A 14,032-nucleotide genomic window follows, 5' to 3' on the forward strand; every position below is an offset into this window, starting at 1 on the left:
AGCTGCGGATGGGTTCACCTGCAGCAGAGCACGCAGCGGCACTCGCCGAGGAGATGAGCGACGCGCACTTCGGCGATGCGCGGCTTTCGAAGCGCCAGAGCAAGCTGGTGCAGAAGCTGGCGCAGGCGCCGGACAAGAGCTTCCCCTCGCTCTTGTCCGACAGCGAGCTGGAGGCGGCGTACCGTTTCTTCGGCAACGACGCCGTCACGCCCGCGGCGATTCTGGCTCCGCATGTGCGCGCCACCCTCGCGCGCATGGAGGCCGAGCCGGTCGTGCTCGCCATCCATGACACCACGACCCTCTCCTTCCGCTCCGACGGCCAGCGGCAGGGGCTCGGACGGCTGCGCTCCTCGGGGCAGACGTTCTTCGCCCACTTCACGCTGGCGGTCAGCGGCGATGGAACGCGCCGCCCGCTCGGCGTGCTCGATCTGAGCACGCACGTGCGCGACGACGGCACGACGGACAACGAGCACGACCGCTGGGGAGAGCAGGTGGAGCGAGTCGCGGCCCTGGGCGCTGCTCCGCACGATGTGGTGCACGTCATGGACCGCGAAGGAGACGACTACGGCCTGTTCGCGCAGCTGTTGAGCGCACGGCATCGGTTCGTGATTCGGCTCGCGCACAATCGCCTCGTCGAGGCTGACGCCCTCGGAGAGGAGGCCAAGCTCGAGCAGGCGCTCGCGCATGTTCAAGCGGTGGCCGTACGCGAGGTAGAGCTTTCGCCGCGGCCGGCGGGCAATCGCAGCCCTCAACAGAAACGGCTGCATCCTCCGCGCGCAGGACGCTTGGCCAAGCTCGCTCTTGGAAGCACGCGCGTGACCCTGCGGCGACCGAGATCCCAGCCGCGCGAGCTGCCTGCGACGCTCTCGCTCCAGGTCGTACGCGTCTGGGAGCTCGAGCCGCCGCCGGGCGAAGCGCCGGTCGAGTGGGTGCTGCTCACGAGCGAGCCGGTCGAGTCCGTCGAGCAGCTGACGCAGCTGGTCGACTGGTACCGGGCGCGCTGGATGGTGGAGGAGTTCTTCAAGGCCCTGAAGACCGGATGCGCCTACGAGAAGCGCCAGATCGAGGACCTGCACGGCTTGCGCAACGTGCTGGCGCTCTTCGCGCCCATCGCCTGGCAGCTATTGCTGCTGCGCAGCGAGGCTCGGCGCGCTCCGGAGCAGCCCGCGACCGCCGTGCTCACGCCCACCCAGCTCGAGGTGCTGCGGGTCTTCGCGCGCAAGCCCCTGCCCGAGAACGCCACGGCCCGCGATGCCTTCCTGGCAATCGCCGGGCTCGGCGGACACCTGCGGCGAAACGGCGAGCCCGGCTGGCAGACCCTGGGCCGTGGTTACGAGCAGCTCCTCACCCTCGTCCAGGGCTGGAGCGCCGCGAGGGAGGTGGGGGAAATATGATCAATCCTGAGACTATAGTACGTGCGGCAACTATGGGACCCTGCGAACAACAGACATCACAGACGACTGGGACATTGACTATTCCACTATCCCTCGTGCCAACCTGAACCCGGAACAATTTCGATCGCATGTACTTCAAGACAGGGACATCGTGGTTACCCGCTCAGGCACCTGTGGCGTGGTCTGCGTCTTCAAGCGTCAGGACTTCGAAGTTATTCCAGGCGCGTTCCTTATTCGCTTCCGCCTCGGCCCTGATGCGAACCCTGAATATATCCGGCTAGCAATGATGAATCCCGATGTACAAGTTCGAATTCAGGCTATGGCTGCGGGTGGGGTGCAGAAAAATCTGTCGAGCACAAACCTCGCAAAGCTCCTCTTGCCGCTTCCTTCTTCAAGAGAGCAGGCTGACGTCGTTTTCGCCTGTTCGGTCATTGGTGACCGAATCAGAGCTGAGCGAGCCAACTTGTGTACTTTAAGGTCGTCTAAGGTCGCCCTTCAATCCGCCCTCCTCACCGGCGAAATCCGCGTTACCGCCGACGAGGCCGCCCCATGAGTCCTCCCGGCAACGCCTGGAACGAGCTCTCCCTCTCCGAGGACCCCGCTGTCGCCCTCCTCCAGAAGCTCGGCTTCCGCTACGTCGCCCCCGAGATCCTCGAAGCAGAACGCGAGAGCCTCAAGCAGCCGCTCCTCACCGCCCGCCTCGCCAAGGCCCTCAAAAAGCTCAACCCCTGGCTCTCCGACGACAACCTGCACAAGGCCGTTCGCTCCGTCGGCGCCATCCAGGCGGCGACGCTCATCGAGGCGAGCGAGGAGGTCTACAAGACCATCGCCTACACCCGCTCCTTCGAGCAGGACCTCGGCGACGGCCGGAAGAGCCACGACGTCCGCTTCATCGACTTCGACAAGCCCGCCAGCAACGAGTTCCTCGTCACGCGCCAGTACGCGGTGAAGGGCGCCAAGAAGACCATCCGCCCCGATATTGCGGTCTTCGTCAACGGCATCCCGCTCGCCGTCATCGAGTGCAAAAGCCCTAAACTCGGCGAGGCCTGGAAGCTCGAGGCGATCGACCAGTTCAGCCGGTACCAGGAGCTCGACGACAAGTACCGCGAGCTCGGCGCCCCCAGGCTGTTCGAGACCGTGCAGGTCCTCATCGCCACCTGCCGTCAAGCCGCCGTCTACGGCACGGTCACCACCCCGTATCGCTTCTTCGCCGAGTGGAAGACCGCCTGGCCGATGGCCCCGGAGAAGCTCCACGCCCTCGTCGGCCGCGAACCGACGGCGCAGGACGTCACCCTCGCGGGGCTGCTGGCCCCGCAGAACCTCCTCGACCTCGTCCGGAACTTCGTTGTCTTCGACCGCGACCGCGACACGGGCCGGGTCGTCCGCAAGCTCTGCCGCTACCAGCAGTTCACCGCCGTCAACAAGGCGATCGCGCGCGCCCGCACGGCCAAGAAGCCGGCCGACCGCGGCGGCGTCGTCTGGCACACGCAGGGGTCGGGCAAGAGCCTCACCATGCTGTGGCTCGCGCTCAAGCTCCGCCGCGACCCGCTCCACGAGAACCCCACCCTCGTGCTCGTCACCGACCGCAAGGACCTCGACGCGCAGATCACCGGGACCTTCCAGGCCTGCAAGTTCCCCAACCCCGAGCGGGCCGAGAGCGTACGGCACCTGCGCGAGCTGCTCTCGGGCCCTCCCGGCAAGACCGTGCTCACCACCGTGCAGAAGTTCCAGGAGCTCGCCGCCGCCGGCGGGAAGCCAGGAAAGCGCGCCGCCCGGCAGGAGCACCCCGTCCTCTCCGACGCGCATAACCTCTTCGTCCTCACCGACGAGGCCCACCGCACCCAGTACGGCGGGCTCGCCGCGAACATGCGCAAGGCGCTCCCCAACGCGGCCTTCTTCGGCTTCACGGGGACGCCGATCGACAAGAAGGACCGGTCGACTCTCTCGACCTTCGGCCCGTACATCGACACATACACCATCGAGCAGGCCGTCGCCGACGGGGCCACCGTGCCCATCTTCTACGAGGGCCGGCTCCCCGCGCTGCGGATCATCGGCAACACGCTCGACGCCATCTTCGACCGCGTGTTCGCCGATCGGTCGGACGAAGAGCGCGAGGCGATCAAGAAGAAGTACGCGAACGAGCAGACGCTCGCCGGGGCGCCAAAGCGGGTCGAGACGATCTGCCTCGACCTCCTCGACCACTATGCAAAAGCCATCCAGCCCGGCGGCTTCAAGGCCCAGATCGTGGCCTGCACCCGCGAGAACGCCGTGCTGTACAAGGAGACCCTCGATCGCCTCCACGGACCACTGTCAGCGATCATCATCTCGGGGTCGAACAAGGACGCCGTGCACCTCGTCCGGCACCACACGAGCGAGGAGCAAAGGACGGCCCTGATCGACCGCTTCCTCGCGAAGGACGACCCGCTCAAGGTCCTCGTCGTCTGCGATATGCTGCTCACCGGCTTCGACGCTCCGATCGAGCAGGTCATGTACCTCGACTCCCCGCTGAAGGAGCACACGCTGCTCCAGGCGATCGCCCGCGTGAACCGGACCGCCGACGGGAAGAGGTACGGTCTCATCGTCGATTACTGGGGTGTCTCGGAGGCGCTCACCGAGGCGCTCGAGATCTTCGCCCCCTCTGAGGTAAAGGGCGCCATGACGCCGATAAGCGACGAGCTCCCGCGGCTCCAGGCGCGGCACGCGGCGGCCGTGCGGTTCCTCGTCCGGGTGAAGGACAAGGACGACCTCGACGCATGTGTCGCCGTCCTGGAGCCGGAGGACGTCCGGGCCGAGTTCGACGCGGCGTTCAAGCGGTTCTCGCAGAGCCTCGACATGTTACTGCCGGACCCGAGCGCGCTCCCCTATGTCGCGGACGCGCGCTGGCTCGGAAAGATCCGGCAGGCGGCAGCAGCCAAGTTCCGCGACGCGAAGATCGATATCGCCGACTGCGGGGCCAAGGTCCGGAAGCTCATCGAGGAAGCGGTCGTGGCGGACGGGATCGAGATCCTGGTCAAGCCCATCTCGCTCTTTGCACCGGAGCTCGAGGACAAGCTCAAGAAGCTGAAGACGCCGGAGGCGCGGGCGAGCGAGATGGAACACGCGATCCGGGACGAGATCCACGTCCGGCTCGACGACGACCCCGTGTTCTTCACCTCTCTGCGCGAGCGCCTCGAGCAGCTCATCGAGGACCGCAAAGCGAAGCGCGTCGACGCGGCCAAGGAGCTGCAAGTGCTCGACGAGATCCGGAAGAAGATCCGCGGGCGGGCGGAGACGGCCGAGACGCTGGGCCTCTCGGAGACAGGGCTCGCCATCTATGGACTCATCTCCGAGCGCAAGCCCCTGACCGCCGCGGAGAGGACGGGGAACGCCTACGGGAAGGTGGATGAGTCCAAGAAGGAGCTGGCCTCGCTGCTGGAAGAGCAGCTCGAGCCCCAGGTGTCGCTCGTCGACTGGGTGCACAAGGACGATGTGCAACGGGAGATGCGCAGACGCATCAAGCGGCAGCTGCGGGCGGCGGGGTTCGGCGACGAGGACAAGATCGATGCGACGGCGGGGAGCATCGTCGACCTCATGAAGCATCGCAAGGGCCGGTGATGCTCCCGGAGCGGTCCGAGGTGACGTGGGGCACGACGCACCTCGCCTACGAGATCCGGCGGAGCGCCCGGAGATCCACGGTGTCGATCGCGATCGACCCGGCCCTCGGGCTCGTCGTGACGGCGCCCCAGGCGACGCCGATCGCGCGACTGGACTCGGTGGTTCGGTCGAAGGCCGCCTGGATCGTCCCGCGGCTCAAGCGGCAGAGCGAGCGGCCGCCCGCCAGCAGCGTGCGAGAGTTCGTGAGCGGCGAGTCGCTCCTTTACCTCGGGCGGCAGGCCCGGCTCCGCTTGCTCCCCGAGCAGGACCCGCGCCCGCTGGCTCTCCACGGCGGCTGGCTCCAGCTGCCGCTCCCGCGCGGGCTCGCGCCCGAGCACCGCGGCGCGTACGCGCGCGCCGCGCTGATCGACTGGTACAAGCGGCATGCCACGGAGCGCCTCCCCGCGTGGGCCGAGCCGTGGGCGCAGAAGCTCGGCGTGTCGTTCCGGCGCATCCTCGTGACCGACCAGGCCAAGCGCTGGGGGAGCTGCTCCCGCGGCGTTCTCCGGGTCAACTGGCGCATCGTGCAGGCACCGAGGCCGCTTGTCGATTACGTGCTCGCCCACGAGCTCACGCACCTGATCCACGACCGCCATGGGCGGGAGTTCTGGGCAGCCCTCGGCAGGGTGATGCCCGACTACGAGGCAAGGAGGGCCCGCCTGGGCGAGCTCGGGCCAGCGCTCTTGTGGTGACACCAGCGCGCCCTATCGTGGTTTATTCTCGCCCGCTGCGCTGCGGGCTCGCGGAACGCTGCCGGCGCTCCGCATCATCCTGACTCCGACAGGTTCCCCTTGACGCGCAAGCTCATCAGTGGGCATGGCGCGGTGCGCTGGTCCAGCGGGGCGGATGACCGTGCTGACCTGGACCGGCATCGTGCGCTGCAAGCAGGCAGGGGACCCGAATGGAGCGCCGTGACGATCGGCTCGAAGAGAGCGGCCGCTGCCACAAATACCGCCTGGTGAAGCTCATTGCCGAGGGCGGAATGGGGCGCGTCTACGAGGCGGTGGACGAGTACCTCGACCGGACCGTCGCGCTCAAGGTCGTCCGGCCAGAACGGATGAGCGACGCCGACTTCCTCCGCGGGCACCGCAAGGAAGCGCGCGTGCTCGCCGACCTCAACCACCCGAACATCGTGCGCCTCTACGACGCGGGGGTCACCAACGACGGTGTCATGTACATCGCAATGGAGCACGTCGACGGCGTCTCGCTGCGCCAGATGCTCCACGCGATGCGCCGGTTCGATGTGCGCACCGCGCTCTCGATCGCAATCCAGGTGGTGGACGCGATCCGGGTGGCGCACGAGGGCGGCATCGTGCATCGCGATCTCAAGCCCGAGAACGTTCTCGTCATGCAGAGCGGCCTGGTCAAGGTCGTCGACTTCGGCCTGGCGCGACGAGTCGGAGGCCCTGCGTCGAGCGACGTGTTCTCGGACCTCGGCACGGTGCACTACATGTCGCCCGAGCAGGCGCTCCGGCGGCCGGTCGGGCGTCCCGCGGACATCTACGCTGCTGGGTTAATCCTGTACGAGATGCTCGCCGGCAAACACGCGTTCGCCGAGAGGACCGGCGAGCTGCCGCCACGGAACGAGGTCTGGGCGAACCAGGTGCACGCCGTGCCGGCGCCGCTCGCCGAGGCGATCCCTGAGATCGCCCCGAGGCGCTTGAGCGATTTCGTGGCGCGCATGCTGGCAAAGTCCCCGGACGAGCGGCCCAGCGCGAACGAGGCATTCGACGCGCTCACGAGGGAGTTCGACGGCTCCTCCGTGCAGGCCGCGCAGACCGAGGGATCCCTCGTGCTCGATCCGAAGGCGCGCGCCTCGATCCCGTTGCTGCGCCTGATCCCGGCGGCGGAGGCCGTCCACCTCGCGACGGCGCCGCTAGACGCGGGGTACCGGCCGCCCGGGGCGGTGCTCCCGTTCCGGCCGCCAGCCCGGTCCTCTGCGGAGCGGCCCGGGCAGGAGACGCTCACGGCGGGCGCGGCTGCGAGCGGAGCGGCGCCGGATGGCGCGGTAGCGCGGGGCTCGCGCTGGCTAACGACGGAGCGGATGCCGTCCGCGCCGCCGAGACTGCCAGGGAGGGCGCCGAGCGAGCCGCCTGGCGATGGGGCCGCGGCGCCACTCACGGCGGGGCCGACGTCGCCGTTGCCTGCTGCGAAGGGCGAGATCGCGTCGAGCGAGATGGTCACCGCTGCCTCGGCGAGATGGAGCGAGGCCGCGCTAGGCGAGGCAGTGGGCAGGTCGTCGGACGCCGCAGCGCCAGCAATCGAGGCGACGCCGGCCGTGCTGCCTGTGCAACCCGTGCGTGAGGCCGCGCCGGAAGGCAGGCGCTCGTCGCCGTGGGAGTACGGCATAGCGGATGCGCCGAGCCAGGCGGCGGCCGAGACGCGGCGTAAGCGTCGTATCGGTCTCGTGACGGGCGCGTGCGCGCTGTCTTGCACGCTCGCTGCGTTGTGGATCGTCCCTCGACGGACACCATCGGTAGAAGCGTCGCACGATGGCGCCATGCTCTCCTCTTCAGGCATCGAGGATGCACCGCCATCGCCGATAGGCTCGCATGCGCCGAGCGGCGCGCCGTCGTCGGTGGGCTCACCTGCGCCGGTCGACGGAGCGCACCGCCCAGCGCCGCAGCCGGCGCCCGCGGTTCCCGAGCCCGCCGCGCCACGGCCGGTGGCGCTCGACGCGGCTCCTCGCGCCACCACGCCATCACTGGCCGCGCCGGCGGTGCTGCGCGGCGCCGGTCCGGCTGCGGGCCGTCCCTCCGCGGCGCAGGCGGGGACAACGCCGCGCAGCGCCGCATCGAAGGCGAAGCCGATGAAGGCGCCGAGCGCGGCGAGGGCGCCACAGACGAACGATACGTGGGCGGAAGAAGAGGAGAAGCTCATGAAGGAGAAGCCTCATTTCAAGCCGTCGCCGCGCATCTCGCCCCCTGCGCCATCAGCGCCGCGCCGCACGCCGACGCCGCGCCGCCCGTTTTAGAGAAGGTCCGACGGAATGAGCGACGAGGATCTGAAGAAGTACCTGCCCACCGAGGAGACGTTCCGCCGCGTCGCGGATCGAGCCGCCTCGGACGAGAACATGCGGCGGGCGCTTGCGCGCGTGAAGGAGGTGCCGCCGGTCGTCGCGGATCGGCTCGGGCCCGCCGCACGCGCCGCGCTCGCGCGCCCCGCGGTGCGCCGCGAGGTGCATCGGAAGGAGCCCAGGCGGCCGAGTCGATGGCGTCTCCTCGGGTGGATCGCCGGCGCCGCCGCCGCGGTCACCGCGCCTGCACTGCTTATCTACTGGCTGTTCGTGCCGCGCGACGCACCGTCCGGCCCCGTCGAGGCCACCGCCACACCGGCACCCGCGGTGCCGCTTCTGTCGTCGAGCGCTCCGGCGCCCCGGGCGCCGCTCGTGTCGCCGAGCGCGCCGGCACCGACTCCGGTGGTGGCGACTCCACGCGTGCCTGCCGAGAGCAGCGCCACCGCGGTGACGGTTCCGCCTGCGCCGTCATCCGCTGCGCCAACCCCGAGCGGCGCTGCGTCGACGATCGCGCGCCGCGTGCCGGCGCGCGGCGCGAACACCGTTGCAGCACCCAGTGATCCAGGGCAGAGGATGCCGCCGCCGCGAGCGTCCGCGGCGGCGCCGGCGACATCGATGCCAGGGCCCTTCGCGGGGCCGCCGAGGTACTGAACGATGCTTCGAGAGTCCATCGCACGGATCGCGGTCGCCATCACGCTCGTCACGGCCGCGCCGGCGGTCGCGCTGGCAGCGCCGGGAAGCGCGCAGGACGACGTGATGACCGAGAAGGTGCGCGAGCTGCACAAAGAAGGGAACGCGCACTACGCGCGCGGCGACTTCGAGCGGGCGCGCGTGGCGTACCTCGCGGCGTGGGCGCTGCAGAGGCGCCTGCAGATCGCGGGCAACCTCGCCGAGGCCGAGATGAAGCTCGGCCGCTTCCGCGATGCGGCCCAGCACCTTGCCCACTACCTGCGCGAGGCACCGAAGGAGCAACCGCCGCCGCCGGCGGCCGAGGTGAAGGCGGCCGAGGCGCTGTATGCGGAGGCGAGCGCGCAGGTGGGCGCGCTGTCGATTGCGGCCTCCGAGAACGGCGCCGAGATCCTGGTCGACGGCGAGGTGGTGGGGGTCGCGCCGCTTTCGGCTCCGGTGTTCGTGGAGCCCGGGATGCACGCGGTGTCGGCGCGGCGAGGCCAACGCTTTGCAGCGCGCAATGTGCAAGTCGACAAGGGCGGCGCGGCGTCGGTGGAGGTGGTGCTCGAGGAAGGGAACCTGAACATGTCGACGACGCCGCCGCGCGCGGAGCCACCGGCCAGCGCAGCGCCGGAGCCGGCGGCGAGCACGGCGCCGGAGCGGCCGGCGGGAGGTGCGCGGGTGCCGGTGGTGCCGCTGGTGATCGGCGGAGCGCTCGGGGTGGTGGGCCTCGGCGTGGGCTTGGGATTCACGCTGGCGGCGAACGCGAAGGCAGCGGAGGTCGACGGGCCGCTGCGCGTTGGCGACGGCGATCGGTCGGCTTGCTACCGGAGCCAGAGCGCGGCGTGCGTGCGGCTCGGTGACGCGGTGGACGAGCTCGATGCGTTCACGACCACGGCGGTCGTCGGGTACGTGGTGGGGGGCGCGGCGATCGCGGCGACGGCGGGGTACGTGCTGTGGTCGAGGTCCGCGGGGGACAGCCATGGCAAGGCGCAGGTGATGGCAGCGCCATGGCTTGCGCCCGGAGGCGGAGGGGTCGGCGTAGCGGGGCGCTTCTGACGTGGCGGAACGACGTAAGGGTGAAGCGTTGGAGGCGGTGAGGGAGCCGATGCGAAGCAGGCCGAAGGCGAGGGGCTGGCAGGTCGCCGTGGCGAGCGCGGCGCTCGGCATGGCGGCGGCGGCAGGGAGCAGCCTGGCGGGGGGATGCAGCTCGCCGTGCGAGCGGTCGCAGACCTGTGCGCCGGAGGCGTCGGGCGCGACCGAGGGCGGCGGCGCGCCATCGACGTGCGTGCCGAGCGAGCGCGGAGCGCCGGTCGACGACGCGTGCGGCGTGTTCGTGACGGCGGGCGGCGACGACGGCGCGGAGGGGACGAAGGCGGCGCCGCTGGGAACGTTGGGGGCGGCGATCGCTCGGGCGCGGGAGAACCGGACGGCGCGAGTATATGCGTGCGCCGAGACGTTCGAGGTCGACGCGCCGGTGGAGATGCCGGCGGGGGTGACGCTCTACGGCGGGCTCGACTGCGCGGACGGCTGGGCCTACGCGGGAGCGAGCGACAGCGCGAGGACGACGCTGACGGCGGCGGGGGGCGTGATCCCGCTGGCGCTGCGGGGCGGCGAGGGCGTGGCGCGGATCGAGGATGTGGCGATCGTGGCGCGGAGCATCGACGCGAGCGATCCGGAGAAGCGCGGGCTCTCGTCGATCGCCGCGGTGGCGGAGGCGGTGGCGGTGGAGCTCGCGCGCTGCGCGCTGGAGGCGGGCGATGGGGCGCCGGGTGAAGAGGGCGCGGCGCACGCGGAGCCGGCGCAGCAAGGGGGCGACGGGAGCGCGGGGAACGCGGCCTGCTCGGCCAACATGATCTTCGGCGGCGATGTCACGGTGAACAACTGCGGTACGCCGGACGATCCGAGCGACGATTCGCTCGGCGGTGTCGGCGGCGTGGGACTGCAGAGCAGCGGAGGCCCCGGTGGGCCTGGCAGCCCAGGTAGCACGATGAACGGCGGCGCTGGCGAGTTCACCGCGGCGTGCACGCCGGGCACCACGGGCGACAACGGTGCCAACGGCGACCCCGGTGCGGGCGCGCAGGGCCTCGGCGAGATTGCAGCGAGCGGATACACGGGCGTCGCGGGCAGCGACGGCGCGCCCGGGACCACCGCGCAGGGCGGCGGCGGTGGCGGCGGCGCCAAGGGTGGCGTCGCTGCGGGCCAGTGCACGGCCGGCTCGGCCGGAGGCGCCAGCGGCGGCTCCGGCGGCGCGGGCGGCTGCGGTGGCGCCGGCGGAAAGGGCGGCGGCGCGGGCGGGTCGAGCATCGCACTGCTGAGCCTCGATGCGACGCTCGTGTTCCAGGACGTGACGATCACCACCGGACGCGGCGGAGACGGCGGCGCGGGCGCTCCTGGTCAGGACGGCGGTATGGGGGGTGCGGGCGGCCCCGGTGGCGGTGTGCCGGACGGCGCCACGGCGCTGCAGCCAGGCTGCGCCGGAGCCCCGGGCGGCACCGGCGGGCGTGGCGGCACCGGAGGCGGCGGGCGTGGCGGGCACGCGATCGGCATCGCGCACGTGGGCGCGGCGCCGCCGGCAGAGGGCGTCACGTTTGCCGTAGGCCAGGCCGGCGCAGGCGGCGTCGGCGCGGACGCGGAGCACAGCGGCGCGCCGGGGGCCAAGACCGACGCGATGGCATTCGCGCAGGACGAGAAGCGCTGAGCACGCGCGACCGATGACTGAGCGGAGTTGAGGGCGAGGCTCACGGTGACGGCGCTCGAAGCGGCTCGGCTCGGAGATTCGATCGCACATAGCAGCGCGTGGTCAGGTCTGTTGACCGGCGCCGTCGTCGGTGTCGCGCTGGCAGCGACGGCCGTGGCCGTCGTCGGCACCGGCGGTGTGGCCGCCGTGTTCATCGGGGCGGGCATCGCGGCGGCGGGCGCTGGCGGCGGTCTCGCCGGCGCGTACATCGGGGAGCTCATTCCTGGCGACGTCAAGGGGACGGTGGCCACGGGCTCGCCGGACACGTTCTTCGGCAAAGAACGCCGCAGCGCCGTGCGCGCCGGGCTCGACATCGTCGCGTGCGCTGACGACGGCGTGGTGCGCATCGCGCAGGGCAGCGCCACGACGTTCGTCAACGGCAAGCCGCTGGCGCGCAGCACCGAGAAGACCGAGTGCGGCGCGATCCTGCGCGAGGGGATCGCGACGGTGATCATCGGCGGCGACACGGCGCTGGCGCCGGGCATGGCGGTGGCGGATGAAGTGCCGCCGTGGGTGAAGACAACGCTCACCGTGGTGATGTGGGGCGGCGCGATCGTCGCCACCGGTGGCGCCGCCGCCGCGGTGGGCTGGGGCGCTGCGCTCGCAGGGTTCGGCGGCTCGGTCGCAGGCGGCGCGGGGCTCGGCTGGGCCGGCGGCAAGGTCGGCCGGCACTACGGCGGCGAGCTCGGCGCGCGCATCGGCGAGGTGATCGGCGGGACTGTCGGCAGCGTCGCCGGCGGCATGATCGGCGGGCTGCTAGGCTCGCGCCTGGGCCAGCAGCCAGCGCCGCGTCGGCGCGGCTACCCGGGGCCGTCGGAGAGGAGCGATGCGGCGATGGACAGGGTGTTCAGCGCCATGGAGCAGGCGGGCGTAGGCAAGGGCAAGGCGGTCGGGGTGGTCGTCGATCGCGACGGAAACGTGACCGTTGCCGTGTCTGGGGAACCGCCGCAGTCACAGAAGATTTACAATCGCATTCGCCCGAATCTGCCGCCTGAGTACAACTATGCAGACCATTCACTGGTACCTCTCGAAAAAGCGCTGAATATGAGCGGAGACACGTTCTTGGGCGGCGCCCCTTGCGTTGAGCCAAAGCTGAGTCCGGCCCTGCAGAAGGGTGCAGATGGCATAACTGTGCGTCACTGGGGCGACCCGACCAAAAATCGTTATCCTACTGAACCTGGCAGCCGTGACATGAATCCGTGCCCGAGCTGCGTATACAACGAAGACATCATTGCCAATGGACCGCCCGGCTCAGCGCCTGCTCCTCCTCCCATCGCCCCGCCCCTCGTGATGCCCGCCCCAACAGAGAACCCAGAGGCGACGAGCCATTGACCACCACCGGACATCTAGCGAGATGACCAGTGCTGCCGAGCGCACCAGCAGACTCGACCCAGCAATGTCATCATGCATCATTGGGCCATCGCACCAACGAATCCACTCCCGTCGACCTTGAAAGGAGTTCGGTCATGTATAATCGGATTCCTCGTTCGTCATATCGAAGCCCGCCAGAGGATCGACGCACATTCCACCCGGCTAGACGCAACCGGGTACGGATTGGTCGACGCTCGGCTCAGCGTCACAAAGCAAAGACCGGAAGGACTGAATCTGACTTCGGAGACGTTTGGGATCACGTCGGAGATGGGCTCTCGTGACTCGAAGCCCCAGAGCTGAACGCCGAGCTCGGCCACCGCCGCGAACAAGCCAGCTTCACCGCCGTGCTCCAGGGCAAGAACCTCTCCGGCCTGCACGGGACGGGTGTCGACTCGATGAGGCGGATCGAGCTCCCACCATTCGATCCGATCCGGATGGCGGTATGCCGCGACGAGTCGTTCCCCTGTGGCGTCGATGGCGATGCCCACGACGTCGTCATCCCACTGCGTGGGCTCGAGCGCGCCCGCGGACCAAGTTCGGGGATTGTCCATGTCCTGCAGGTCCGACCAGCGAAGTTTCCCGGTGGTCGGTTCGAGACCAAGCAGCCATGGCTCCCGCGGATGCCATGCGCAGATGTTCGCGTCTCCTTGCATTTTGTACCAGCGCCACGAGCCCGTATCGAAGACGACCACACTATCGGCACAGACCACGAGCCGAGATGCGTCGGGAGAGAACGCCATGCGAGGGTAATACTGGCCCCAGCCATACGACACCAGCCGTGGGCCGCCCTCGCCGTGCAGCGGGCATGCGAGGAGGACCATGTCGTGCGTGTTGACCGCGGCCACTCCGGCCTCGCGCGAGACCGCCAGCCGCGGATACCCGCCGCTCGCCGGGCTCGCCACCGCCGTACCGAGCGCACGCGATACAGGGCCCAAAATCTGGTCAGCAGCAAACACCAGCTCGGCCTTTTGTATCCGCGGTTCCACCGCAACACGCCACAGCTCGGCCGACGGCGTGGTCACGAGAAGGGTATCCTCGTCCCAGAACGCCACGTCCACCGCATCTACCTCGAAGGACAGCGCTCGCACGCGCTCGATCTTCATCGTCGGCGCTCCTCCGCCCGCCCAACGGCTGGGGCTGCTAGGTAAGGCTCGGAGGGTTCTCCCTCGACGGTGGCGGCCTCATAAATATGCGGATTCATGCGCGCTG

The 14,032-nt window shown here is 69.9% G+C and carries 10 protein-coding genes; 9 read left to right on the top strand and 1 reads right to left on the bottom strand.

Annotated elements, in window-relative coordinates; translation table 11 throughout:
* Positions 1 to 8 precede the first annotated feature (8 nt).
* The 9 genes from WMF27_RS30330 to WMF27_RS30370 all read left to right on the top strand — a co-directional run bounded on the left by WMF27_RS30330 (position 9) and on the right by WMF27_RS30370 (position 12,784).
* Positions 9 to 1,394 carry an IS4 family transposase gene (locus WMF27_RS30330; protein ID WP_437943004.1) on the top strand — a complete coding sequence of 462 codons (1,386 nt, stop codon included), beginning with the start codon at positions 9 to 11 and terminating at the stop codon, positions 1,392 to 1,394.
* Between the two features lie 151 nt (positions 1,395 to 1,545).
* Positions 1,546 to 1,947, top strand: a complete 402-nt coding sequence (locus WMF27_RS30335) for a restriction endonuclease subunit S (protein WP_437765388.1) — start codon at positions 1,546 to 1,548, stop codon at positions 1,945 to 1,947.
* Complete coding sequence (locus tag WMF27_RS30340; RefSeq protein WP_437765387.1) at positions 1,944 to 4,988, top strand: type I restriction endonuclease subunit R; 3,045 nt, start codon at positions 1,944 to 1,946, stop codon at positions 4,986 to 4,988. Before WMF27_RS30335 ends, WMF27_RS30340 begins: the two co-directional genes overlap by 4 nt.
* The gene (locus tag WMF27_RS30345; RefSeq protein WP_437765386.1) at positions 4,988 to 5,719 is read left to right on the top strand and encodes a M48 family metallopeptidase; all 732 of its coding nucleotides are present in this window, start codon (positions 4,988 to 4,990) and stop codon (positions 5,717 to 5,719) included. Before WMF27_RS30340 ends, WMF27_RS30345 begins: the two co-directional genes overlap by 1 nt.
* Positions 5,720 to 5,928: 209 nt before the next feature.
* Positions 5,929 to 8,001, top strand: a complete 2,073-nt coding sequence (locus WMF27_RS30350; protein WP_437765385.1) for a protein kinase domain-containing protein — start codon at positions 5,929 to 5,931, stop codon at positions 7,999 to 8,001.
* Between the two features lie 15 nt (positions 8,002 to 8,016).
* A complete protein-coding gene (locus tag WMF27_RS30355; RefSeq protein WP_437765384.1) occupies positions 8,017 to 8,694 on the top strand; it encodes a hypothetical protein in 678 nt (225 codons plus the stop codon).
* A gap of 3 nt (positions 8,695 to 8,697) precedes the next feature.
* A complete protein-coding gene (locus tag WMF27_RS30360) occupies positions 8,698 to 9,771 on the top strand; it encodes a hypothetical protein (RefSeq protein ID WP_437765383.1) in 1,074 nt (357 codons plus the stop codon).
* Between the two features lie 49 nt (positions 9,772 to 9,820).
* On the top strand, positions 9,821 to 11,413 hold the full coding sequence (locus tag WMF27_RS30365) for a PGRS family protein (RefSeq protein ID WP_437765382.1): 1,593 nt from the start codon (positions 9,821 to 9,823) through the stop codon (positions 11,411 to 11,413).
* Between the two features lie 45 nt (positions 11,414 to 11,458).
* A complete protein-coding gene (locus WMF27_RS30370) occupies positions 11,459 to 12,784 on the top strand; it encodes a PAAR domain-containing protein (protein ID WP_437765381.1) in 1,326 nt (441 codons plus the stop codon).
* 158 nt (positions 12,785 to 12,942) lie between these two features.
* Here the strand turns inward: WMF27_RS30370 and WMF27_RS30375 are convergent, their stop codons facing one another.
* Positions 12,943 to 13,926: a hypothetical protein gene (locus WMF27_RS30375; protein WP_437765380.1), complete on the bottom strand. Its 984-nt coding sequence runs from the start codon at positions 13,924 to 13,926 to the stop codon at positions 12,943 to 12,945.
* Positions 13,927 to 14,032: the final 106 nt, after the last annotated feature.

This window comes from Sorangium sp. So ce281, assembly GCF_051527395.1.
GTDB classification, from domain to species: Bacteria; Myxococcota_A; Polyangia; order Polyangiales; family Polyangiaceae; genus Sorangium; species Sorangium cellulosum_B.

Excerpts from the sequence above, each read along its gene's own strand:
- WMF27_RS30330 (WP_437943004.1), top strand. The coding sequence starts at position 9 with ATGGGTTCACCTGCAGCAGAGCACGCAGCGGCACTCGCCGAGGAGATG.
- WMF27_RS30340 (WP_437765387.1), top strand. The coding sequence starts at position 1,944 with ATGAGTCCTCCCGGCAACGCCTGGAACGAGCTCTCCCTCTCCGAGGAC.
- WMF27_RS30345 (WP_437765386.1), top strand. The coding sequence starts at position 4,988 with ATGCTCCCGGAGCGGTCCGAGGTGACGTGGGGCACGACGCACCTCGCC.
- WMF27_RS30350 (WP_437765385.1), top strand. The coding sequence starts at position 5,929 with ATGGAGCGCCGTGACGATCGGCTCGAAGAGAGCGGCCGCTGCCACAAA.
- WMF27_RS30355 (WP_437765384.1), top strand. The coding sequence starts at position 8,017 with ATGAGCGACGAGGATCTGAAGAAGTACCTGCCCACCGAGGAGACGTTC.
- WMF27_RS30360 (WP_437765383.1), top strand. The coding sequence starts at position 8,698 with ATGCTTCGAGAGTCCATCGCACGGATCGCGGTCGCCATCACGCTCGTC.
- WMF27_RS30365 (WP_437765382.1), top strand. The coding sequence starts at position 9,821 with ATGCGAAGCAGGCCGAAGGCGAGGGGCTGGCAGGTCGCCGTGGCGAGC.
- WMF27_RS30375 (WP_437765380.1), bottom strand. The coding sequence starts at position 13,926 with ATGAAGATCGAGCGCGTGCGAGCGCTGTCCTTCGAGGTAGATGCGGTG.